Genomic DNA, 20,423 nt, shown 5'->3' with positions numbered 1-20,423 from the left:
TGATGACCAAAAACACGGCAGATGCGATTGTTGTCGGAGGTGGATTGGCGGGCCTTGCAGCTGCGGCAGAACTGGGCGACCGGGGCAAAAAGGTGATCATTGTCGATCAGGAGCCCGAGCATTTTCTGGGCGGTCAAGCGTTCTGGAGCCTGGGTGGTCTGTTTATGGTCGACACCCCGGAACAGAGGCGCATGGGGATCAGGGACAGTCACGATCTCGCCCTGCGCGACTGGATGGGAAGCGCCCAGTTTGATCGGGACGACGACACCTGGCCCCGGAAATGGGCCGAAGCTTATGTGGAATTCGCAGCCGGTGAAATGCGCCCCTGGCTGCACGACATGGGCCTGCGCTGGTTCCCGGTTGTCGGCTGGGCGGAACGGGGCGGATCCTTTGCCAACGGGCACGGCAACTCGGTGCCTCGCTTCCACATCACCTGGGGGACAGGACCCGGAGTGCTGGAGCATTTCATCCGCCGTGTGCAAGAGCATGTCAGCGCCGGGCTGGTCCAGCTAAAGTTCCGCCATCAGGTCAGCCACATCATCATGCAAAATGGCTGCGCAAAAGGTGTGTCAGGCGAGGCTCTGGCAGAAGACACGGCCCAGCGCGGCGGCAAGACCAACCGGGAAGAGGTTGGCGAGTTCGAATTCTATGCCCCATCGGTCATCGTGACATCCGGCGGGATTGGCGGCAATTTCGAAATGGTCCGCAAGAACTGGCCCAGCGACCGCTTGGGCGAGCCACCAAAGCAGATGGTGGCAGGCGTTCCCTTCCACGTCGATGGTCGCATGATTGCGATCAGTGAAAAAGCGGGCGGCCATGTGATCAATGGCGACCGGATGTGGCACTATACCGAAGGGGTTCGAAACTGGGATCCGATCTGGCCAGCGCACGGCATTCGCATTTTGCCCGGCCCCAGCTCAATGTGGTTTGACGCCACGGGGAACCGAATGGAACCGCCATGCCTGCCGGGGTTTGACACCTTGGGCACGCTGCGTGAAATTCTGAAAACCGGCTATGAATACAGCTGGTTTGTGCTGACGCAGAAGGTGATCAAGAAAGAGTTCGCCCTGTCTGGGTCAGAGCAAAACCCTGATTTCACTTCGGGCAGTTGGAAAGAGGTCATCCTGCAGCGCGTCCTGTCCGGCTCCAAAGCGACCGCGCCTGTTGAAGCCTTCAAGGAAAAGGGCGAGGATTTTGTGGTGGCCAATACCCTGACTGAACTTGTCAGCGGGATGAACCAGTTGGGTGACGGCCTGATTGACGAGGCGCATTTGCGGGCTCAAATCGAGGCGCGAGACTCACAGGTCGACAATCCGTTCTCGAAGGACGCGCAAATGATGGCGATTCTGGCAGCGCGCAATTATCGCGGAGACAAACTGATCCGCACCGCCAAGCCGCACAAGTTTCTTGATCCGTCCAACGGCCCGCTTATCGCGGTCAAGCTGCACATTCTGACCCGCAAGACACTGGGCGGGCTTCAGACTAATTTGGACAGTCAGATGATTGGCGCAGACGGGCAGGTCGTCCCGGGTTTGTTTGCTGCCGGAGAGGTCGCAGGTTTCGGCGGCGGTGGCTATCACGGCTACAACGCCCTGGAAGGAACCTTCCTGGGCGGCTGTATCTTCTCGGGACGCAATGCAGGACGATCCCGCGCTGTCGCCTGACCCGGGTTATCGAGTGCGCACCAGCTTGATGACCGGTTCACCGGCGGCGTCCAGAAGGGCCAGCGCGTCCCCTTGGCTGGCATAACTGGTCACGCTTTGCATGGCTTGAAAAAACGCGCGCTCGACCTCATCCAGGGGCGGCGGGCATGCCATAAGGGTCGCGGCCATGTTGTCGGGAAACTCGATTTGGTTTCCCGCAATCTCGGCCTGACCGGTGAACCGGTTGCACCCGCCAGTGCCAGAGAACGCGCCACCTTCCGCAAAGTTCAGTTCTGGCCGTCTGTCCGTTTCAATCGGCGCGCCGTTCAGGGTTGCAGCTGTCCATTGCGTATTCTCCAACATCGCGGCCCCTTGTGCCTGAACCTGCACCAGCAAAAGATCGGCTGAATGGCCTGCGCCGTCCGTGATCACCGGATAGGCAGAATCCGTCGTGAACAGCAGCTTTTGACCCTGCGCGATGGACGCCCGGACGAGATAGCGATGCCCATCCCTTATCAGGGCATCATCATAGGTCAGTTCAAATCGCGACGGAACCGCATTCAGGGCATAGCGTTGCGCCGCAAGCGTCACCGCCGGGGCATCGGCAAGCGAGACGTCCTGAAGCTCGACAAACAGGCTCGCATCTGGTGGCACGGCGATTCTTTCACGATAGGTGGCCGATCCCTCGACCGTTCCGGCCAAGCCAGAGCTGCCAAGCAACGCCAAGAATGCCCCTGTTGCCAAAAATACGCGTCCGGTTCCCAGCATGGATCAATCCCCTTTTGCAAATCTCATTCACAAAGTTTTGTCTGTTCGTGCAGATTTACAAGTGTTCCGGCAAAGTGACGGCGGGTCCATGCCGATCTCAAAGCGGCCAGATTAGCGGGATCATCAACGAGGCCAAAAGACCAACTGTCAGGTTCAGCGGGATACCGACCTTCATGAAATCCGTGAACCGATACCCACCTGGACCATAGACCATCATATTGGTCTGATACCCGATGGGGGTCGCAAACGACGCCGAGGCCGCGACCATGACGGCTACGACCAAAGGGCGCGGGTCGATACCGACCGCCTGCGCCAACCCGATTGCGATGGGTGTGACAACCACCGCCACCGCGTTGTTCGAGACCAGCTCGGTCAGGACCGACGTCAGCAAATAGACCGCCCAGATGATCAGGAAAGGAGGCAACAGACCCAGCGAAGGCGCAATGGCTTCCACAATCAAAGACACCGCGCCCGAGGCGTCCAGCGCCGCCCCGATTGCCAGCATGGCAAAGATCAGGGCCAGCAAACGCCCCTCGACGAAGGAAAACGCCTCATCCGCGTCGATGCACCGGGTCAACAGCACGACCGCGACGGCGAGGATCGACAACAGCAGGATCGGCGCCACGCCCAACGCGGCAAGCGCGACAATCCCGATCAGTGCCCCGATCGCGATCGGGGCGTGACTGCGACGGAAAGCCCGAGCCGACGGTTGAGTCACATCCACCATGTCCATATCGGCGGCCAGCTTCTGAATATCCGCCGGAGACCCTTCCAGAAGCAGAGTGTCCCCAACTCGTACCACCAAATCATCCAATTGGCGCCCGATATTCTGGTTTCGCCGATGCACAGCCAGCACATAGACACCATAACGGCGGCGCAAACGCAGCGCGCCCAATGTGCGACTGACCATACGGCACCCAGGGGTGATCAGAACTTCGACTGTCTTGGTCTCAACCGCCGAGACCTGATCGACGCGTTTCAGCTCTTTGTTGCTCTGCAAGCTCAGAAGCTCGGTCATCTGAGTGCGCAGGACCACCCGGTCACCGACATTCAGGGTGACACCTTTCAGGTTGCGGCGCAGTGAGTCATCGCCCCGGATCACGTCGATCAGGCGGACACCGGGGCGTTTGAACAACTGAACTCCCGTAACCTCACGCCCGATCAGGTTGCTTTCGGGTGGAATGACCGCCTCGGTAAAGAACTTCATCTTTGACCGGTCGCTGAGCAGTGTCGCCATGCTGTCTCGATCCGGCAACAAGCGCGGCGCGACAAAGCGCAGGTAAAACATGCCGTAGATAACCAGTGCGATGCCAAGCGGCGTTACCTCGAAAATCGTAAAAGCTGCCATGCCTTGCGACCGGGCCACACCATCCACCAGCAGGTTGGTCGAGGTTCCGATCAGTGTCAGTGTGCCGCCCAGTATCGCGGCATAGCTCAGGGGGATCAGCAGTTTTGACGCTGGCACGTTCAGTGTGCGTGCAATCTGGACAAAAACCGGGATCATCACGACCACGACCGGCGTGTTCGACACAACGGCCGAGGCCACCACCACAAACGCCATCAACAGAGCGATTGCGATGCGCGGATTTACCTGAGCCTGTTTTTGCGCGGTTGACGTAAACGCATCTAACGCCCCTGTTCGAACCAAGGCCCCCATAATGATGAACATTGCCGCAATGGTCCAAGGGGCCGGGTTTGACAGAACCGCCAGCGCGCTTTGATAGGGTAATATGCCTGTGACCAGCATCAGCGCGACGCCTCCGATGGCCACAACCTCGGTCGGGTAGACCTCGCGCAGGAACATGACGAACATGCCCGCAACAATCAAAAGCGCCAGAACTGCGCTGCCCATGTCTGTCAGTGGAAGGAATTGCATTCGTGGTATTCTGTCCGAACCCTGGCCCAAGCGCCTGACAGGTAGCTTCCCGCATTGAGCGGGGCAGATCAAGCCTTTACGGGCCCGCCTGCTCTAACCGCCCCCCGACACGCACCATGCGCACGGTTTTTGCGCTTCCGTCCGGATCGTTGGTTTCGACGAAAACACCGCTCAGAGTTGCCTCGCCATTGGCCGGGGTAAACCGCGCCTTGGGCATTCCGGTGATGAAACGACGCATCGGCTCGACCTTGTCCATGCCAATCACCGAGTCATAGTCGCCGCACATCCCCGCATCCGTCAGATACGCGGTGCCACCGGGCAAGATCTGCGCATCCGCCGTCGGGACATGGGTGTGGGTCCCCACCACAAGGCTTGCGCGCTTGTCACAATAGTGACCCATCGCCATTTTCTCGGACGTGGCCTCGCAATGCATATCAACGATGATGGCGTTTGCCTGACCACCACGCGGGTGGGACTTGAGGATGGGTTCAATCGCCGAAAAAGGGTCGTCAAATGGCCGCTTCATGAAAACCTGACCCAGTACCTGAACCACCAGCACCTTGCGGCCACCGGGCGCATTGAACAGGCGATGGCCGCGCCCCGGCGCGCCTTTCGCGAAATTCACCGGGCGCACGATGCGAGACTCTTTTTCGATGACCTGAAGCATATCCTTCTGGTCAAAAGCGTGATCGCCCAGCGTCACGCAATCCGCGCCCGCATCCAGCAACAGCTTGGCATGATCGCCTGTCAGCCCCATCCCGTTCGAGGCGTTCTCGCCATTGACCACAACAAAATCCAGCCGCCAATCGTCGCGCAGACGTGGCAGGTGTTGCTGAACGGCCGTGCGTCCCGCGCGGCCCATGACGTCACCCAGAAAAAGTATCCTCATCCGATTTGTCCTAAGTGTGGTCACAAGCAAGCACAAGCAGTTAAGATAAAGGAAGCTGAATCAATGCCCTTTGGATCGGAGAAACCTGATGTCACGCATGCTTTTGCCAACTCTCGGCCTGACCGCCCTCATCGCTTGCGATCAAGCCACCTCCACCGAGTCAACCGCGCAGCTGGCGAACCCGGCGGCGACGTACTGTGTCGAAAGCGGAGCGCAATACGAAATTCGTGACGGAGAAAACGGACAGTCCGGTGTGTGTATCTTGCCGGATGGCCGCGAGGTGGACGCCTGGGAATACTTCCGCGAAAACCACTCGATCTGAGGCGCTCAGCCTTCGAAGGTGATAACACGGCTTTCCGTGACAACCATGTCTAACGGCTGATCGGTCGGCTCCAGCGGCAAGTCCTCGGCTTCTTGCGCGTCAAAGGCAAAGCCAATGGCAAATGTCGGGCGCTTGGCGCGCAGCCCTTCCAGCGTGCGGTCATAGAAACCACCGCCGTATCCCAGCCGCCCCCCTTGCGCATCGAAGGCCACAAGTGGGACGATCAGAATCTCGGGATCGAAATAATCATCCAACTCGGGCACTTTCGCGCCAAACGGTCCGTCCTTGAGGGTGCCTTCGGGTGTCCAGCGCGAGAACTTCAGCGGCTGCCCCGCGGCCTGGATCACCGGAACTCCGACTGAGCCATAGGCAGAGGCTTCGGCCATCGCCGGAAGCGGGTCGATCTCTGTTCGGATCGGCATGTAGCCTGACAAGGGCACACCGCGATGGCCGGCCAGAACCTCCGACAACCGTCCGGCGGCTCCGGGTACGCGTGTATCAAAGGCGGTTTTACGACGGGCAAAGGCCGATTTGCGGGCCAAAGCCTTGATTTCAGTCAGATCGGTCAAAGAAGCACCACGCTTGCAAGTCCCAAGAAGATGAAAAAGCCCATGACATCCGTTGTGGTTGTCACAAACGTCCCCGACGCCAGAGCCGGGTCAACACCCATGCGGTCCAACAAGACCGGTACTACCGTACCCGCAAAGCCAGCGATGACCATATTCACGACCAAGGCGGATCCAATCACGACGCCCAACAGCGGAGAGTCGAACCACAGCATACCGACCGTCCCCAAAACGATGGCGAAACACAGACCGTTCAGCATGCCCACCAACAGCTCTCGCCGGATAACGCGCATGACGTTTGACGCGGTCAAGTCGCGCGTGGCCAGCGCCCGCACGGCAACCGTCAGCGATTGCGTCCCGGCATTACCACCCATCGACGCAACGATCGGCATGAGAATGGCCAATGCCACCAATTGATCGATGGCGGCTTCGAATTGCGAAATCACCAACGAGGCGCAAATGGCTGTACACAGGTTCACCGCCAGCCACGGCAGGCGCCGACGGCTGGTCGCCGCGACACTGTCCGACAGCGAGCTTTCGTCACTGACGCCTGCAAGACGCAGGATATCTTCTTCATGTTCTTCATCCAGAACCACCATGGCGTCATCAATGGTGATCACACCGACGAGGCGGCCATCTGCATCCACCACGGGGGCCGAGATCAGGTGATACTGGTTGAAGGCATAGGCCACATCCTCTTCGTCCTGATCGACAGGGATGACATGAAATTCCTCTTCGGTCAGATCATTCAGCGGCACGTCTCGCCGTGTCGCCATCAGCTTGCCCAGCGTAACCTGCGCGACGGGCTTCAGGCGCGGATCAACCAGAACGACGTGGTAGAATTGTTCAGGCAGATCATCATTGGCCCGCATGAAATCGATGGTCTGCCCCACTGTCCAATGCTCGGGCGCCATGACGACCTCGCGCTGCATAAGGCGCCCGGCCGAATTTTCGGGGTACGAAAGGGCCTGTTCCGCCGCAACCCGCTCGGAATCCTCCAGCGCGTCCAGAATAGTTTCCTGCTGGGGTTCCTCGAGATCTTCAAGAAGGTCGACGACATCGTCGCTTTCCATGTCCCGTACGGCTTCGGCCAGAACATCAGGATTCAGGACGCTGATGATCTCTTCCCGCACGGATTCATCAAGTTCAGACAGGATGTCCCCGTCGAACTCTTTGTCATAAAGACGGATCAGGCGGGCCCGGTCATAGGGGTTTATCTGTTCCAGAAGGTCGGCGATGTCCGCCGCGTGCAGCGGCTCCATCAGTTCGATCAGCTTGGCGCGGTCATCCACGTCTACGGCATACAGAATCGCCGCCACGGTCCGGCGGTCCAGCGCATAGACGTCGTCATCGGTGGCGGGGTCGACTGCGGGATCATCAAAGCCTGTTGTCATGTGCTGCTCCCGCCTCTTTCATGCCATTGGCCCCTAATTAGAAGAAGCAGCTACCGGAAAACAATGACAATGCGCCGATTTACCCGCATCTTTCGCCCGCATATGCTGATCGGTGGTCTCAAACAGCTAGGGAACAGGGCGAATGGCGCAAAAGACGCTTTTGAAAGGGCGCGTTCTGAGTTTCGACGGATCACCGTTTGACGGGGAACCCACTGACGCGACCCGGCTGGACGAAGCGGTGCTGATCGAAGACGGGCGTGTGCAGGGCGTCGGCGCATTGGATGTCCTGACCGCCGCACATCCGGACGCCAAAATCCGGGACTACGGCAACCACCTGATCATGGCCGGTTTCATCGATCCCCATGTCCACTACCCGCAGACCGCCATGATCGCGAGCTGGGGCAAACGGCTGATCGACTGGCTGAACACTTACACCTTCCCCGAGGAAATGAAATTCAGCGATATCGACTATGCGACCAAAATTGCCAACCGGTATCTTGATCTGACTACCGCGCACGGCACCACAACCATGTGTAGTTTTGGCACGATCCATCCTGAAAGCGTCGATGCGTTCTTCTCGGTGGCCCAACAGCGCGGCCAGAGGGTTGTCGCAGGCAAGACATGTATGGACCGCAATGCGCCCGAAGGGCTGCGGGATACTGTACAGACGGCCTATGACCAGTCCGAGGCGCTGCTGGAGAAATGGCACCGTGTGGATCGCCTGTCTTACGCCATCACCCCCCGGTTCTCGCCCACGTCAACACCTGAACAGCTTGAGGCATTGGGTGCGCTCTGGTCCGAGCACCCGCACTGCCTGATGCAAACCCATCTGAGCGAACAGACCGATGAGATCGAATGGGTCCGGTCCTTGTTTCCCGAGGCCCGGGACTACCTTGATACCTACGAGAAATTCGGCCTTCTGGGACGGAATGGTCTATACGGCCACGTTATCCATCTGGAAGACCGTGAGCGCGACCGGCTGCGCGAGGTAGACGCAGCGCTGGTGCATTGCCCGACCTCGAACACTTTCATCGGCTCGGGCCTGTTCGACATGAATGGGCTGATCCATGACGGCCACCGCGTTGGGCTGGCCACCGATACAGGTGGCGGGTCTAGCTTTTCGATGCTGCGTACCATGGCCGCCGCCTATGAGATCGGCCAATTGCGTGGGCGGCCCCTGCATCCCGCGCAACTGCTTTGGCTGGGCACCGTCGGCTCGGCGCAAACTCTGCGGATGGCGGGCTGCGTCGGCAATATCGCACCGGGGATGGAGGCAGACCTTGTGGTCGTCGACCTCGCCTCGACCCCGGCCATTGCCCAGCGCGAAGCCCATGCGGATGACCTGTGGGAGGCCGTGTTCCCGACCATCATGATGGGCGACGACCGCGCCATTGCCGAGGTCTGGATCAACGGGCAGCGCGCAGGTTAACCCCGCAGCGCCCGGGCCAGAGCATTCTGCCGCTCTATTGCCAAAGGCAGATCAATCGTTGTGATCTGGCCGCCCCGCACGATTTGACGGCCCTCGACAAACAGGTGTTTGACCTGCATCGGCCCCGCCAGCAGCAAAGCCGCCGGGTCCCAACTGCCCGCGCTTTCAATACAGCCAATATCCCAAACGGCGATGTCGGCGCGTTTGCCGGGCATCAGCCGCCCGCAATCGGGCCGCCCCAGAACATCCGCACCGCCTCGGGTTGCGATCTCCAGCGCCTCGCGGGCAGACATGGCGTCGGCTCCGTTTGCGACACGTTGCAACAGCATGGCGTGCCGCGCCTCTAGCATCAGGTTGCCATTGTCGTTGCTGGCCGAGCCGTCCGCGCCTAAGCCCACCTTCACACCCCGATCCCGCATGGTGCGAACCGGTGCAATACCCGAGCCAAGGCGGCAGTTCGAGCAGGGGCAATGGGCAACACCGGTTCCCGTTTTTGAGAACAATTCGATCTCGGCCACATCCAGCTTGACACAATGGGCGTGCCAGACATCTGGCCCCGCCCAGCCCAGATCCTCGGCATATTGCCCGGGGCGGCAGCCGAATTGCGCCTGGGAATAGGCGATATCCTCGTCATTCTCGGCCAGATGCGTGTGCAGCATGACGCTTTTGTCGCGCGCCAACAGGGCCGTATCGCGCATCAGATCTCGACTGACCGAAAACGGCGAACAAGGGGCAAGGCCAACGCGGCACATCGACCCGTCGCTGGGATCGTGAAACGCATCAACCACGCGGATCATGTCATTCAGGATATCGGTTTCAGCCTCGACCAGACTGTCCGGCGGCAGACCCCCATCGCTTTGCCCGATGCTCATCGCGCCGCGTGTGGGGTGAAAGCGCAGACCCAATTCCGAGGCGGCGGCAATCGTGTCCTCCAACCGGGCACCATTGGGGTATAGGTACAGATGATCGGAGCTGAGCGTACAGCCCGACAAGGCCAGTTCCGCCAGCCCGATCTGCGCCGAGGCAAACATCTCGTCCGGCCCGAACCGCGCCCAGGTCGGATAGAGCGTTTGCAGCCAGCCGAACAACAGCGCGTCCTGCCCGCCAGGAACCGCTCGGGTCAGAGTTTGGTACAGGTGATGGTGCGTGTTTACCAACCCCGGTGTGACCACGCAGCCCGAGGCATCGTGAACTTCGCCGCGTGTCGTCAGCCCATGGCCCAGTTGCGCGATCTGGCCGTCGCGGATCACAATATCCGCTCCGACTAGTTCCCGACGGTCGTCATCCATCGTCAGGATCGTATCGGCATTTTTGATGAGAAATTCAGTCATAGCAACGCTCCTGCATTTGCCTGTCTCATGCAAGGAGTGCGTCAACCGGTGGAAAACAGGCGCAAGAACCGGCTGGGTCCAGTCTATTCACGGACCGCATCTGCGGCAATTAAAATCAGTAGTTAAGCAGAATTTCCAAGGCCGCTGCGTGAAGCGCGGCGTTGGCGGCCGCCAAGGCGCGGCCTCCGTTGTGGGCAGGTCCGCCCTGCCAATCGGTGACGATACCGCCGGCAGCCTCGATCACGGCAATCGGAGCTTGAATATCGTACGCGTTCAACCCGGCCTCAATCACCAGATCAGCTTGACCGGCGGCAAGCAGCGCATAGGCATAGCAGTCCATGCCATAGCGTGTCAGTTGAACGCGGTCCGAGACGGCCTCAAAACCTGCGCGATCCTTGGGCGTCCCGACCTCGGGAAACGTCGTGAACAAGGTGGCCTGCTCCAACGCTTGCGTTGCGCGCGTTTTCAGTGGGGACGTACCCAGAGGGCCAGTCAATCGCGCAACATCCGATCCGCCAACGAACCGCTCGCCGATATAAGGCTGGTCTACCACCCCCATGATCGGTCCATCCGGTGTACTGAGTGCAATCAGAACGCCCCAAGTCGGTGTTCCGCTGACAAAACCGCGCGTGCCGTCGATCGGGTCGAGCACCCACATGCGACCGCTTGAACCATCGACCTGCCCGAACTCTTCGCCCAGGATACCATCCTTGGGACGGTGGCGCGCCAGGATAGACCGCATAGCGCGTTCCGCTGCGCGGTCGGCCTCGGTCACGGGATCAAACCCGTCTGATAGCTTGTTCGATGTTTTGAGATCGGCTTGCCTGAAAAACGGAAGAATGGCTGCGCGCGCGGCGTCAGCCATTTCTTCGGCAACTTCGAGATCTGTCAGGTCGGTCTGGCTCATGCAGCAGACGTGCTTTCAATGCACGATGCTGTCAAGCCGTTCCGATCAGGCAACGTCGCTGAGCACTCGTGCCAGTTCGAACAGACGGCGGCGTTGGTTTTCGGGGATCGCATAGTAGGAACGCACCAAATCCAAAGCTTCTTTGTCCCCCATCAAGTCTGCGGGCACCGACTTCTTTTCCGACTTTTCTTTTTGGCCCTCTTCAAGACCTTCAAAGAAAAAGCTCACCGGTACATCCAGAGCCTCGGCAATATCCCACAGGCGGGAGGCGCTGATTCGGTTTGCACCGGTCTCGTATTTTTGGATTTGCTGAAACTTGATACCAACTTGCTGCGCCAATTGCTGTTGGGTCATCCCAATCAGCCAGCGGCGATGCCGGACGCGTTTGCCCACATGGACATCGACGTGATGGGTCATTGGTATTCTCCTCTACTACACACACATCTGTTTGGGATTTCGCGCAGTCCACAAACATCAGGTTAGAGAGACCCCCTTAACTATCCCCTAACCCGGCTTGTACGATCCCCCAGAACAGCACTGACTGCCTATATTGCCGCATTTGAATTTTTTTTCAAGCTGGTTGAATCGGAATCTCGGTACAATGGTTTGCGGTTGTACCGCCCTGATACCTCGTCAGATTGCCCTTGCAAATGACCATGTTGCGCGACCGATCGCCCCCATAGCGCAGCAAATGGATTGACAATCCCAGCACTGCGACGACCTATGCAGAAAAAGGAGATGAGGCACTATGCGGGCATATCGTATCGAAGCTGAAGGAGCAAAGCCGCAGCTGCGAGACATCCCTGTTCCAACCCCGGATGCGGGGCAAATCAGGGTGGCGATAAAGGCCTGTGGGTTGAATTTTGCGGATCTGCTTATGCAGAAAGGTACCTATCAGGATACGCCTGCTGCTCCGTTTACCATGGGAATGGAAATCGCCGGGATCGTCGATGCGGTGGGTTCGGGCGTTTCCGCCTTGCAACCCGGAATGCGTGTCGCCGTCTACTCGGGTCAGGGTGGGTTGGCCGAGTTCGGCGTGTTCGATGCGGACAGGGCCGTGCCTCTGCCGCAGACAACCGGTTTTGAAGACGCCGCCGCCATCCAGATTGCCTATGGCACCAGCCATCTGGCGCTTGGGCATCGTGCCCGATTGCAACCGTCCGAAACCTTGCTGGTGACCGGCGCTGCAGGTGGGGTCGGATTGACGGCGGTGGAAATCGGCAAACTGATGGGGGCAACAGTGATCGCTCAGGCACGTGGGGAAGACAAGCTTGCTGTTGCCCGCGCGGCTGGGGCCGACCACCTGATCGATGCCTCGGAAGACTTGCGCGCATGTGTCAAGGCTTTGGGCGGCGCAGACGTCGTTTACGACGCCATAGGGGGTGACGTTTTCAAAGACGCATTCCGCGCCACAAATCCCGAAGGTCGCTTGCTGCCTATCGGATTTGCAGGCGGTAACGTGCCTCAAATCCCCGCCAATCACCTGTTGGTCAAGAACCTGACGGTGATCGGCTTCTACATCGGCGGGTATCTGAATTTTCGCCCCGAAATTGTACGCGACAGCTTTCTGACCCTGTTTCAGTGGCACGCAGACGGGCAGATCAAGCCCCATATCAGCCACACCTTGCCATTGCAGGATGTCGAACACGGCCTGCGCCTGCTGAAAGAGCGGAAATCCACGGGTAAGATCGTCATCACGCCCTGACGCGCCCTAGCCCGCAACCGCGCGCAACTGGCTGCCCCCCAGCATACGAAAGTTCTGGCGCACGAGTTGAGCCAGAGCTTCGATCACGGCATCCCGCCCCGAGTCACCTCCGTATAGGTTGATCATATGCGCAGGAAGCTCGGGCAATGCACCGCCGGACTCTATCTGCTCAAGATGCGCGGCCTCGGTCCCGTCCAGCATCGCATGCACGGCCAGGTCTGCGCTGACCGTGGCTTCGATGGTGCGGTCATTCTCGGTCTCGACCGACAACTCCCATGGGACGCCCGCCGCATCCAACGCCGCGATCACCTTGGGACGGAACATGCAGCGCCGCCCCAACGCAATCGGCAAGGGGTTCCTGCGCCATGCCGAACCGCCCGGCGCACCGATCCAGCGCAATGGCAGTTCGGCAATGGTTTCCGCCCCTTCCGCCGGCGACGGTTCGGTTGTCAGGATCAGGTCGCATTCTCCCCGCTTGAACATATCCTTAAGCTGCATGGAATATGATGAGATCAATTGCACCCGAACTCTTGGAAAGTCGGCGTTGAAGCGCTGCAACACGCGCGGAATGGCCGGATAGACGATGTCGTGGGGCACGCCCAGGACCACTTCACCTTCAAAGGCCTGATCGGTGAGTTTCGAAATCACTTCATCATTCAAAGCGATCATGCGGCGGGCATAGGCCAGAAGCTGCTCGCCCGAGGCTGTAAGCGCAATGGTCCGTCCGCTTCTGTCCAGCAACTCAAGCCCCAATAGTTCCTCCAACCGCTTGAGTTGCATGGATACGGCGGATTGCGTCAGATGAAGAAACCCTGCAGCACGCGTAACGCCGCCCTGGTCCGCGACAGCCACAAAAGACCGCAAGGTGGTTATGTCCAGATTCCGCATCTTCACGATTCCTTATGGGTGTGATCAAAAATATTCGTTTTGAAAATATGACATGATCCGCCATATCAATCAAGGAAGTTGATGAAATGAACGCCAATCATCAAAAACAGAGAAAGGACACGTCATGACCCAGGTTGCCCTGAACCGTACTTGCACCCGGCAAAAGCGCTCGATCACGGGCTGGATCCGGACTGCGATATCCTTGCAGCGTCAACGCAACCAATTGGCGCGACTGGATTCCCGTGCTCTCGAAGATATCGGCGTCACGCGATCTGAAGCAGAAACCGAGGCTCGTCGCCCGGTATGGGACGCCCCTCGATTCTGGAAAAGATGAGTTTGAAACTCGATTTTTGCCAAGAACGGGCGGCCTGCGGCAGCAGGTCGCCGTTTTTGTTGCGTATTTTAGCCGGTTTTGCCCGAGAAAGTCTTGAAACACAGCCTGTAGTTGCCGATATTTGCAGGGAAAGCGTCCCGCGACCGCGGGGCGTACAAAAGACATGAAACGGGAGACCCTTTGATGGCACAATTCGACACGATCCGGACGGTATCCGGTACGCGCGCCGCCGAGATCGATCAGGGCCTGCGCGCCCATATGAACAAAGTTTACGGCACAATGTCCGTCGGCATGCTGATCACAGCGCTGGCGGCTTGGGCAATTGCCGGTCTGGCGGTGACGTCTGATCCGACGAACGCAGTCGCTCAGATCGGCGCTGATCGTTATCTGACCGGGTTGGGCGCAACTCTGTTCATGTCGCCGTTGAAGTGGGTGGTCATGTTCGCACCGCTGGCCTTTATCCTGTTTGGCTGGGGCGCACTGATGCGTCGCGGGTCGGCCGCAACGGTACAATTGGGCTTTTTCGTATTCGCCGCCGTGATGGGCGTGTCGATGAGCTCGATCTTCATGGTCTTCACGCCCTATTCGATCGCGCAAACCTTTCTGGTGACGGCAATCGCCTTTGCTGGCCTCAGCCTGTATGGGTACACCACCAAACGGAACCTCAGCGGAATGGGGACTTTCCTGATGATGGGTGTGATCGGCCTGCTGGTTGCGATGGTCATCAACCTGTTCCTGCAGTCGGGCGTCATGATGCTGGCCATCTCGGCCATCGGTATTCTGATCTTTGCTGGCCTGACCGCCTTTTACACACAGGACATCAAGAACACCTATGTCGCACATGCTGCACATGGTGATCAGGAATGGCTGGACAAAGCGGCGTTCGATGGTGCGTTGAGCCTGTACATCTCGTTCCTGAACATGTTCCAGTTCCTGCTGATGTTCATGGGCCAACAGGAATAGATACGCGCCTCAGGCGAAGTTTCGATGGGCGGGTCTGCGATGACCCGCCCTTTTTCTTTCCGTACATACAACATGTCTGCGATGTCATGCACGGCGGCAGACACAAAAAAGGCCCCAACCAGACGGTGGGGCCATTTTTGCGATAAAGGCTTTTCTGTATCAGCTGCAGTTCAAGGGGACTGCAAACCCTGAACTCTTTTCGGACGATCCCTTGCGATAAACGTCACCTGCAGCCAGACATCCGGTGAACCGTTCGGTTTCACTGCCAAAGACAGCCCCAACCGAATTGTCGACCCGAACATTGCTGCTGCGCGTCCGGACCACCCCGAACAGGGTTCCGTTCACGTTTACCGTGCTCAGATACAGGTTCTGGCTGTTGCCCGACAACGGAACCGCGTTGCCGTCCGACTGCCCGCCATTGTCGATGGCCACACCGGCAATCTTGGAAATATCGACCTCATCGGACAGGACCGACACGGTCGGCAATTCGGCCAGCTCTGCGGGAACATTTGTTGCGGGCGGCACAAAGGCAACGGTGCCCGGTACATCAGAGACTGTGCGCGGCTCGCCATCAATTCCGGTGAACCCAACACCTTGGCGATTGAACGGATCCTCACAAGCCGCGAGGGTCAGAACGGCGATAGTGGGTAGCAAGATTTTTTTCATGACGGTCAACATTTTGTGGCGTTTTGCTGAAGCGTACCGGCAGGGATGTGCAAAAAGCAAGCCGCTGGGTATGCGAATGGGCGCAACGCTGATGCGCCTCTGCAACGGAGCCGGCTACCCGCGCCGGATGCGGGACAACTGGTACCGCAAAGAAAAAGGGCTCTGACAGTGCAGAGCCCTTTGGGAATGTTCAAGCGGAACGGCAGATTACTTGATCTTGCCTTCCTTGTACTCGACATGCTTTCGAGCAACCGGATCGTATTTACGAACGGTCATTTTCTCGGTCATGGTGCGCGCGTTTTTCTTGGTCACGTAGAAGTGGCCCGTGCCCGCGGTCGAGTTCAGACGGATCTTGATTGTCGTCGGCTTCGCCATGGTTATCTCCTGCGTCCGAAAAGGCAGGGGCCTTTCGGTTGAATTCCTATGAGCGTGCGCTTTTACCCGCTGCCACGCCCGAGTCAAGGCCAATCGGACCAGTATGGCTCAGGTTTCGGATACGGTCCTAAGAGGGCAAGGTCGGAGCGCCCATATAGGTGTGAATCCGATCTCGTTCCGCGTCGGATAAACCCAGCGCCGTGGCAAGTTGCAGCAGATAAGACGCCTCGCGCTCGTTATCCAGACGAATCGCGGCCAGAGATGTGGCGTAGATCTGGGTTTTGAGCGGCGCGCCTGCATCTGCCGCCAGCCCCATGACATCGATCGGCGCTTCCAACTGTTCAAGCACAAAGGCGCGTTCTTCATCGCTGATATCATCGCCCAGTTCTCCGAGAATGGTCTGTTTCTCCTGTTCATCCAGTTCCCCGTCCGCCTTGGCTGCCTGGATCATGGCACGCAGCATCAGTTTGGCTTGTTCTTCCATCGCCGCCCCGGCTGGTGTGCCGCTGAAAACCGTCTGCAACATGTCAGCGGATTGGTGACCGCTGGTTTTTGCAGCACCCTGCATCGCGTTCAACAACCCGCCCAGCCCCGCGGCACCGGTCGCGCCGCCGCCCAGGCCCATCTTGCCGATCATGTCCTGAAACCCCGATGCACCGCCCGGCATGCCGAACTGTTCGGCCATCTTGCCAAGCTGGTCCACGCCAAAACCGCCACCTGCGCCTTGCATCATGTTCTGCAGACCAGCCATGCTGCCCATTTCCTTGTATTTTTCCAATCCCTTTGCCGCCGCGAAACCAACTGCGACGGATGCCAATGTCTTCATGAAACTCATATCGGTCCTCCCGGGTTCACAAATCCCTGTCTGGCAGGGTAGCAGCGGAACCGGCTTGAGAATACCGGCCGCGCACATGTGGGCGGATCACCACTCGGCAGTTGGTTAGGGCCAGGTATGCGCGGAGGGCCTGTAAGCCGGATCTTGTTCCGGGGTTGCCCCCTTTGATGACCATTCCTCTAGGCCGTGCATTGCTGCGCGGCTCAAGCTGCCAACCCGGTCCCTCTCGGCCAAGACGCGCTTAGCGGCGGTATCGGCTTGCGCCGACCGGCCCGCGCGGGGACCCTATTTGGCATTGCTCCCGGTGGGGCTTGCCGTGCCGCCCCTGTTGCCAGGGGCGCGGTGGGCTCTTACCCCACCGTTTCACCCTTACCTTTGGCCGAAGCCGCAGGCGGTCTGATTTCTGTGGCGCTTTCCGTCGGGTTGCCCCGCCCGGGCGTTACCCGGCACCGTAGTCTTGTGGAGTCCGGACTTTCCTCTCGGGTCTTGCGACCCCAGCGGCCATCCGGCCCTCCGCGCGTGGGCTGGGTAGGCTGTGGGCCCGGCGGCGTCAAGGGTGGATGGAAGAAGAAGGGGCCAGCCCCTTCTTGGCCTGCGGCCAATTCATCCCCGGGATATTTCTGGCCAGATGAAGAATGGATCAGTTCTGTGGTCCACACGGGTAGAGTGGGATGAAATCCGCAGGCTCCAGCGGGCCTTTGCCCCAGGGCCGGTATCGGAGGCGGACGGCAGTGAGGAGGGTGTCATCGTCGGCGTCGGCTGTGAAACCTGCTTTGCGGGCCAGAGCCCGGAATGCTTGGGGGGTCGGGTCCACAACCTCTGTATCTTGACCGCGCCTACCGGCGAGGCCTTGTCTTTCCAGTCGCTGCCAGTCAAATCGCGGGCCGGGATCGGATTTTCGCCCAAGCGCCATGCCGGAATGTCCAATGACATCCTCAGGGCGGATTGACCAGCGGGTCTTGATGGCCTTCAACAGCTGCTCAAGCGTGGTCATCAGTGGCTGAGAGAACGGATGCGCACCCGTATTGTCCAACTCGATCCCGATAGAGCGTGAGTTGATATCCTTATGTCCGCACCACTCGCCTGCCCCCGCATGCCAGGCGCGGTCTTCTTCGCGAACCATCTGCCAGAGCGTGCCGTCATTGCCGACCAAGTAATGCGCGGAAACCTCGGCCGTTGGGTCACAGAGCCGATCCAGCGCGGCCTTTGCGCTATCCATCGCGGTGTAGTGCAGGACGATGAGACGCGGCGTCAGATCATCCCTGCGCGCACCGAAATTTGGCGATGGATGCCAGATTGGCAACAGTGGGTCAGTTGTTGACGGCACTGCGGAACCGGCTGGGATCCCAGCCACAAGCGTACCCATCCCCATCCGGGTCAAGGCCCATACGATCACGCTGGGGGCCGCCATTTGACAGGAACTCGATCTGGGCCTGATCAGCGGATGCGAATCGTGCGCAGTTGCGCTGTGCTTTGGCTTGCAGGTTGAAGCCGGCGCGACTGTAGAGCTGAGTGCCCACCGGATTGGACGTACTAAGCGCGTATTGAACGATGTTGGGCTGGCCGTCCGAGCCGCGCTCAGGAACGGCAGTCGGGGTGACAACTTCGTAGGTTTGTCGGTTCTGTTCGATCCGAGCCGCATCGGATTCGATGCTGCGTCGCTCGGAAACGGCGGCGAAATCCTGTTCGTCGGAAATACCCGTGGTGTTGGGCAAGGGTGCCGACGAGGTCGAGGTCGTCGCCAGAGCGGCCGCCGTCTGGTTGGCGATATCGGCGTTCGCACCGGTTGCAACAGGCAGTGTTGATACCGCACCAGTGCTTCCCAATGCCTGCTCGGACACGTCCACCGGTGCCAGCAACGGGTTGTTCACCGCCCCCTGCCCGGCCAACTGTGCCTCGCGTTGTGCCTGGTATTCGGGCGTGTTGAACCCCGTGCCCTGAACGGGCGCGACGGTATCACAGGCGGCCATCAGGACAACGACTGGAATCAAAGGCAAAAAGCGCATGCAACGCCCCCGTTTTAGATGCAGGTTCCGCCTGACGACTACCACCATTTCGCCGGTTTTGCCACAAATCCGGCTGCGTTTTCCAACGCGTAGGCGGTGTTGAGCAGGTCGCCCTCATCCCATGGGCGTCCGATCAGCTGCAGCCCCAGCGGAAGCCCTTGTTTATCAAGCCCTGCCGGCACCGAGATGCCCGGCAAACCAGCAAGGTTCACAGTCACGGTGAAAACGTCGTTCAAATACATTTGAACGGGATCAGCCTCGGTCATCTCACCCAGTCCGAAAGAGGCCGACGGGGTTGCCGGGGTCAGGATCGCGTCGATGCCAGCGGCAAACACATCCTCGAAGTCTTTCTTGATCAGGGTGCGAACCCTGCGGGCACGGTTGTAGTAGGCGTCGTAGAAGCCAGCCGACAAGACATAGGTTCCGATCATCACGCGGCGCTGGACCTCGTGGCCGAATCCTTCGGCGCGGGTTTTTTCGTACATCTCGGTGATGCCGTCGCCCTGCGCCAGCTGCGCGCGACGTCCAAAGCGCACACCATCATAGCGCGCGAGGTTCGAGGACGCCTCGGCAGGCGCAATCACGTAGTAGGCAGGCAGCGCATACTTCGTGTGGGGCAGAGAGATATCCACGATCTCGGCCCCGGCGTCCTTCAACATAGCCGCGCCATCGGACCAGAGCTTTTCGATCTCGGTCGGCATTCCATCCATGCGGTATTCCTTGGGGATACCGATTTTCTTGCCCTTGATGTCGCCGGTCAGCATCGCTTCGAAGTTCGGGACGGCCAGTTCGGCACTTGTGGAATCCTTGGGGTCGTGGCCGCACATGGTTTCCAGCATGATCGCGGCATCGCGGACATTCTTTGTCATCGGACCGGCCTGATCCAGCGAGGAGGCAAAAGCCACGATACCCCAACGCGAGCACCGGCCATAGGTCGGCTTGATGCCGGTGATTCCGGTGAAGGCCGCAGGCTGGCGGATCGAGCCGCCGGTATCGGTGCCGGTCGCCGCCAGACACAGATCGGCGGAAACGGCAGATGCAGACCCACCCGACGAGCCGCCCGGTGTCAGTTGAGCATCGTCGTTGCCGCGCCGCCACGGGCTGACGGCGTTGCCATAAACAGAGGTTTCGTTGGACGAACCCATTGCGAATTCGTCCATGTTCAGCTTGCCCAGCATCACTGCGCCCGCGTCAGCCAATTGCTGCGAGACGGTGGATTCATACTCGGGCTTGAAGCCTTCGAGAATCTTCGACGCCGCCTGCGACGGCACGCCCTTGGTGCAGAACAGGTCCTTGATGCCAATCGGCAGACCACACATGGACGGCGCGTCGCCACCTTTGATCCGCTCATCTGCTGCCTTGGCACGCTCAAGGGCAAGCTCGGGCGTCTTGTGGACAAAGGCATTCAGCGCGTCGGCAGTTTCAATCGCCTCCAAGCAGGATTCCGTGAGCTCAGCCGAGGTTACGTCACCTGCTCGCAGCGCATCACGCGCCTCGGCCAGACCTAGCTTGTTCAGATCGCTCAT

General features: G+C 59.4%; 22 protein-coding genes and 1 other RNA gene. 7 read left to right on the top strand and 16 right to left on the bottom strand.

Annotated features, from left to right (window positions below):
* The first annotated feature begins 2 nt into the window (after positions 1-2).
* Positions 3-1,664, top strand: coding sequence for an FAD-binding dehydrogenase (locus ACR0L4_RS10420; protein WP_170750581.1), 1,662 nt, complete (start codon positions 3-5; stop codon positions 1,662-1,664).
* Positions 1,665-1,670: 6 nt separating this feature from the next.
* On the opposite strand, the gene ACR0L4_RS10415 is transcribed toward ACR0L4_RS10420, so the two are convergent.
* The 3 genes from ACR0L4_RS10415 to ACR0L4_RS10405 form a co-directional block, all read right to left on the bottom strand.
* Positions 1,671-2,411 carry a YbaY family lipoprotein gene (locus tag ACR0L4_RS10415; protein ID WP_480512732.1) on the bottom strand — a complete coding sequence of 247 codons (741 nt, stop codon included), beginning with the start codon at positions 2,409-2,411 and terminating at the stop codon, positions 1,671-1,673.
* Positions 2,412-2,508: 97 nt separating this feature from the next.
* Entirely contained in the window at positions 2,509-4,287 is a 1,779-nt protein-coding gene (locus tag ACR0L4_RS10410) for an SLC13 family permease (RefSeq protein ID WP_170750577.1), read from the bottom strand.
* Positions 4,288-4,363: 76 nt separating this feature from the next.
* Positions 4,364-5,176 carry a TIGR00282 family metallophosphoesterase gene (locus tag ACR0L4_RS10405; protein WP_480512730.1) on the bottom strand — a complete coding sequence of 271 codons (813 nt, stop codon included), beginning with the start codon at positions 5,174-5,176 and terminating at the stop codon, positions 4,364-4,366.
* 88 nt (positions 5,177-5,264) lie between these two features.
* On the opposite strand from ACR0L4_RS10405, the gene ACR0L4_RS10400 reads away from it, so the two are divergent.
* Positions 5,265-5,498 (top strand): putative hemolysin, encoded by a 234-nt coding sequence (locus ACR0L4_RS10400; protein ID WP_480512728.1) that lies wholly within the window; start codon positions 5,265-5,267, stop codon positions 5,496-5,498.
* A gap of 5 nt (positions 5,499-5,503) precedes the next feature.
* On the opposite strand, the gene ACR0L4_RS10395 is transcribed toward ACR0L4_RS10400, so the two are convergent.
* Entirely contained in the window at positions 5,504-6,067 is a 564-nt protein-coding gene (locus tag ACR0L4_RS10395) for a 5-formyltetrahydrofolate cyclo-ligase (protein ID WP_170750571.1), read from the bottom strand.
* Entirely contained in the window at positions 6,064-7,458 is a 1,395-nt protein-coding gene (gene mgtE, locus ACR0L4_RS10390) for a magnesium transporter (protein ID WP_170750569.1), read from the bottom strand. The genes ACR0L4_RS10395 and mgtE overlap by 4 nt, the downstream gene beginning before the upstream one ends.
* Before the next feature lie 142 nt (positions 7,459-7,600).
* Here mgtE and guaD point away from each other — a divergent pair, with 142 nt between their 5' ends.
* A complete protein-coding gene (guaD, locus tag ACR0L4_RS10385) occupies positions 7,601-8,887 on the top strand; it encodes a guanine deaminase (RefSeq protein WP_480512726.1) in 1,287 nt (428 codons plus the stop codon).
* Here the strand turns inward: guaD and ACR0L4_RS10380 are convergent.
* The 3 genes from ACR0L4_RS10380 to ACR0L4_RS10370 form a co-directional block, all read right to left on the bottom strand.
* Entirely contained in the window at positions 8,884-10,218 is a 1,335-nt protein-coding gene (locus tag ACR0L4_RS10380; protein ID WP_480512724.1) for an 8-oxoguanine deaminase, read from the bottom strand. The genes guaD and ACR0L4_RS10380 overlap by 4 nt on opposite strands.
* Positions 10,219-10,333: 115 nt before the next feature.
* Positions 10,334-11,125: a histidinol-phosphatase gene (gene hisN, locus ACR0L4_RS10375; protein WP_170750563.1), complete on the bottom strand. Its 792-nt coding sequence runs from the start codon at positions 11,123-11,125 to the stop codon at positions 10,334-10,336.
* Positions 11,126-11,170: 45 nt separating this feature from the next.
* Positions 11,171-11,542: a helix-turn-helix domain-containing protein gene (locus ACR0L4_RS10370; RefSeq protein ID WP_170750561.1), complete on the bottom strand. Its 372-nt coding sequence runs from the start codon at positions 11,540-11,542 to the stop codon at positions 11,171-11,173.
* A 331-nt stretch (positions 11,543-11,873) separates the two neighbouring features.
* Between ACR0L4_RS10370 and ACR0L4_RS10365 the strand changes: the two genes are divergently transcribed.
* A complete protein-coding gene (locus ACR0L4_RS10365; RefSeq protein WP_480512721.1) occupies positions 11,874-12,830 on the top strand; it encodes an NADPH:quinone oxidoreductase family protein in 957 nt (318 codons plus the stop codon).
* Positions 12,831-12,836: 6 nt separating this feature from the next.
* Here the strand turns inward: ACR0L4_RS10365 and ACR0L4_RS10360 are convergent, their stop codons facing one another.
* Positions 12,837-13,718 carry a LysR family transcriptional regulator gene (locus ACR0L4_RS10360; protein WP_170750557.1) on the bottom strand — a complete coding sequence of 294 codons (882 nt, stop codon included), beginning with the start codon at positions 13,716-13,718 and terminating at the stop codon, positions 12,837-12,839.
* 124 nt (positions 13,719-13,842) lie between these two features.
* On the opposite strand from ACR0L4_RS10360, the gene ACR0L4_RS10355 reads away from it, so the two are divergent.
* Together ACR0L4_RS10355 and ACR0L4_RS10350 are read left to right on the top strand one after the other, a co-directional pair.
* Positions 13,843-14,052: a YjiS-like domain-containing protein gene (locus tag ACR0L4_RS10355; RefSeq protein ID WP_170750555.1), complete on the top strand. Its 210-nt coding sequence runs from the start codon at positions 13,843-13,845 to the stop codon at positions 14,050-14,052.
* Positions 14,053-14,235: 183 nt separating this feature from the next.
* Positions 14,236-15,015 carry a Bax inhibitor-1/YccA family protein gene (locus ACR0L4_RS10350; RefSeq protein WP_170750553.1) on the top strand — a complete coding sequence of 260 codons (780 nt, stop codon included), beginning with the start codon at positions 14,236-14,238 and terminating at the stop codon, positions 15,013-15,015.
* Between the two features lie 159 nt (positions 15,016-15,174).
* Here ACR0L4_RS10350 and ACR0L4_RS10345 read toward each other — a convergent pair whose 3' ends face one another.
* Entirely contained in the window at positions 15,175-15,681 is a 507-nt protein-coding gene (locus ACR0L4_RS10345) for a membrane lipoprotein lipid attachment site-containing protein (RefSeq protein WP_170750551.1), read from the bottom strand.
* On the opposite strand from ACR0L4_RS10345, the gene ACR0L4_RS10340 reads away from it, so the two are divergent.
* Positions 15,680-15,847, top strand: a complete 168-nt coding sequence (locus ACR0L4_RS10340; protein WP_480512718.1) for a hypothetical protein — start codon at positions 15,680-15,682, stop codon at positions 15,845-15,847. The genes ACR0L4_RS10345 and ACR0L4_RS10340 overlap by 2 nt on opposite strands.
* A gap of 41 nt (positions 15,848-15,888) precedes the next feature.
* Here the strand turns inward: ACR0L4_RS10340 and rpmG are convergent, their stop codons facing one another.
* From rpmG to gatA, 6 genes are all read right to left on the bottom strand, one after another.
* Positions 15,889-16,056, bottom strand: a complete 168-nt coding sequence (gene rpmG / locus ACR0L4_RS10335; protein ID WP_005630270.1) for a 50S ribosomal protein L33 — start codon at positions 16,054-16,056, stop codon at positions 15,889-15,891.
* 127 nt (positions 16,057-16,183) lie between these two features.
* Positions 16,184-16,891, bottom strand: coding sequence for a DUF533 domain-containing protein (locus tag ACR0L4_RS10330; RefSeq protein ID WP_480512716.1), 708 nt, complete (start codon positions 16,889-16,891; stop codon positions 16,184-16,186).
* A gap of 117 nt (positions 16,892-17,008) precedes the next feature.
* Positions 17,009-17,408: RNase P RNA component class A (gene rnpB / locus ACR0L4_RS10325), an RNA gene on the bottom strand.
* Positions 17,409-17,531: 123 nt separating this feature from the next.
* Positions 17,532-18,197 (bottom strand): N-acetylmuramoyl-L-alanine amidase, encoded by a 666-nt coding sequence (locus ACR0L4_RS10320; RefSeq protein WP_480512817.1) that lies wholly within the window; start codon positions 18,195-18,197, stop codon positions 17,532-17,534.
* A 4-nt stretch (positions 18,198-18,201) separates the two neighbouring features.
* A complete protein-coding gene (locus tag ACR0L4_RS10315; RefSeq protein WP_480512714.1) occupies positions 18,202-18,897 on the bottom strand; it encodes a hypothetical protein in 696 nt (231 codons plus the stop codon).
* 38 nt (positions 18,898-18,935) lie between these two features.
* Positions 18,936-20,423: an Asp-tRNA(Asn)/Glu-tRNA(Gln) amidotransferase subunit GatA gene (gatA, locus tag ACR0L4_RS10310; RefSeq protein ID WP_480512712.1), complete on the bottom strand. Its 1,488-nt coding sequence runs from the start codon at positions 20,421-20,423 to the stop codon at positions 18,936-18,938.

The organism is Ruegeria sp. AB5 (assembly GCF_056542645.1).
This window is presented reverse-complemented; position numbering and strand designations above follow the sequence as displayed.

What these genes read in the sequence shown, in the direction of transcription:
- ACR0L4_RS10350 (WP_170750553.1), top strand. Translation starts at nt 14,236, where the DNA reads ATGGCACAATTCGACACGATCCGGACGGTATCCGGTACGCGCGCCGCC.
- ACR0L4_RS10370 (WP_170750561.1), bottom strand. Translation starts at nt 11,542, where the DNA reads ATGACCCATCACGTCGATGTCCATGTGGGCAAACGCGTCCGGCATCGC.
- rpmG (WP_005630270.1), bottom strand. Translation starts at nt 16,056, where the DNA reads ATGGCGAAGCCGACGACAATCAAGATCCGTCTGAACTCGACCGCGGGC.
- ACR0L4_RS10400 (WP_480512728.1), top strand. Translation starts at nt 5,265, where the DNA reads ATGTCACGCATGCTTTTGCCAACTCTCGGCCTGACCGCCCTCATCGCT.
- ACR0L4_RS10330 (WP_480512716.1), bottom strand. Translation starts at nt 16,891, where the DNA reads ATGAGTTTCATGAAGACATTGGCATCCGTCGCAGTTGGTTTCGCGGCG.
- ACR0L4_RS10405 (WP_480512730.1), bottom strand. Translation starts at nt 5,176, where the DNA reads ATGAGGATACTTTTTCTGGGTGACGTCATGGGCCGCGCGGGACGCACG.
- ACR0L4_RS10345 (WP_170750551.1), bottom strand. Translation starts at nt 15,681, where the DNA reads ATGAAAAAAATCTTGCTACCCACTATCGCCGTTCTGACCCTCGCGGCT.
- ACR0L4_RS10365 (WP_480512721.1), top strand. Translation starts at nt 11,874, where the DNA reads ATGCGGGCATATCGTATCGAAGCTGAAGGAGCAAAGCCGCAGCTGCGA.
- guaD (WP_480512726.1), top strand. Translation starts at nt 7,601, where the DNA reads ATGGCGCAAAAGACGCTTTTGAAAGGGCGCGTTCTGAGTTTCGACGGA.
- mgtE (WP_170750569.1), bottom strand. Translation starts at nt 7,458, where the DNA reads ATGACAACAGGCTTTGATGATCCCGCAGTCGACCCCGCCACCGATGAC.
- ACR0L4_RS10355 (WP_170750555.1), top strand. Translation starts at nt 13,843, where the DNA reads ATGACCCAGGTTGCCCTGAACCGTACTTGCACCCGGCAAAAGCGCTCG.
- hisN (WP_170750563.1), bottom strand. Translation starts at nt 11,125, where the DNA reads ATGAGCCAGACCGACCTGACAGATCTCGAAGTTGCCGAAGAAATGGCT.
- ACR0L4_RS10410 (WP_170750577.1), bottom strand. Translation starts at nt 4,287, where the DNA reads ATGCAATTCCTTCCACTGACAGACATGGGCAGCGCAGTTCTGGCGCTT.
- gatA (WP_480512712.1), bottom strand. Translation starts at nt 20,423, where the DNA reads ATGAGCGATCTGAACAAGCTAGGTCTGGCCGAGGCGCGTGATGCGCTG.
- ACR0L4_RS10340 (WP_480512718.1), top strand. Translation starts at nt 15,680, where the DNA reads ATGACGGTCAACATTTTGTGGCGTTTTGCTGAAGCGTACCGGCAGGGA.
- ACR0L4_RS10420 (WP_170750581.1), top strand. Translation starts at nt 3, where the DNA reads ATGACCAAAAACACGGCAGATGCGATTGTTGTCGGAGGTGGATTGGCG.
- ACR0L4_RS10360 (WP_170750557.1), bottom strand. Translation starts at nt 13,718, where the DNA reads ATGCGGAATCTGGACATAACCACCTTGCGGTCTTTTGTGGCTGTCGCG.
- ACR0L4_RS10315 (WP_480512714.1), bottom strand. Translation starts at nt 18,897, where the DNA reads ATGCGCTTTTTGCCTTTGATTCCAGTCGTTGTCCTGATGGCCGCCTGT.
- ACR0L4_RS10415 (WP_480512732.1), bottom strand. Translation starts at nt 2,411, where the DNA reads ATGCTGGGAACCGGACGCGTATTTTTGGCAACAGGGGCATTCTTGGCG.
- ACR0L4_RS10380 (WP_480512724.1), bottom strand. Translation starts at nt 10,218, where the DNA reads ATGACTGAATTTCTCATCAAAAATGCCGATACGATCCTGACGATGGAT.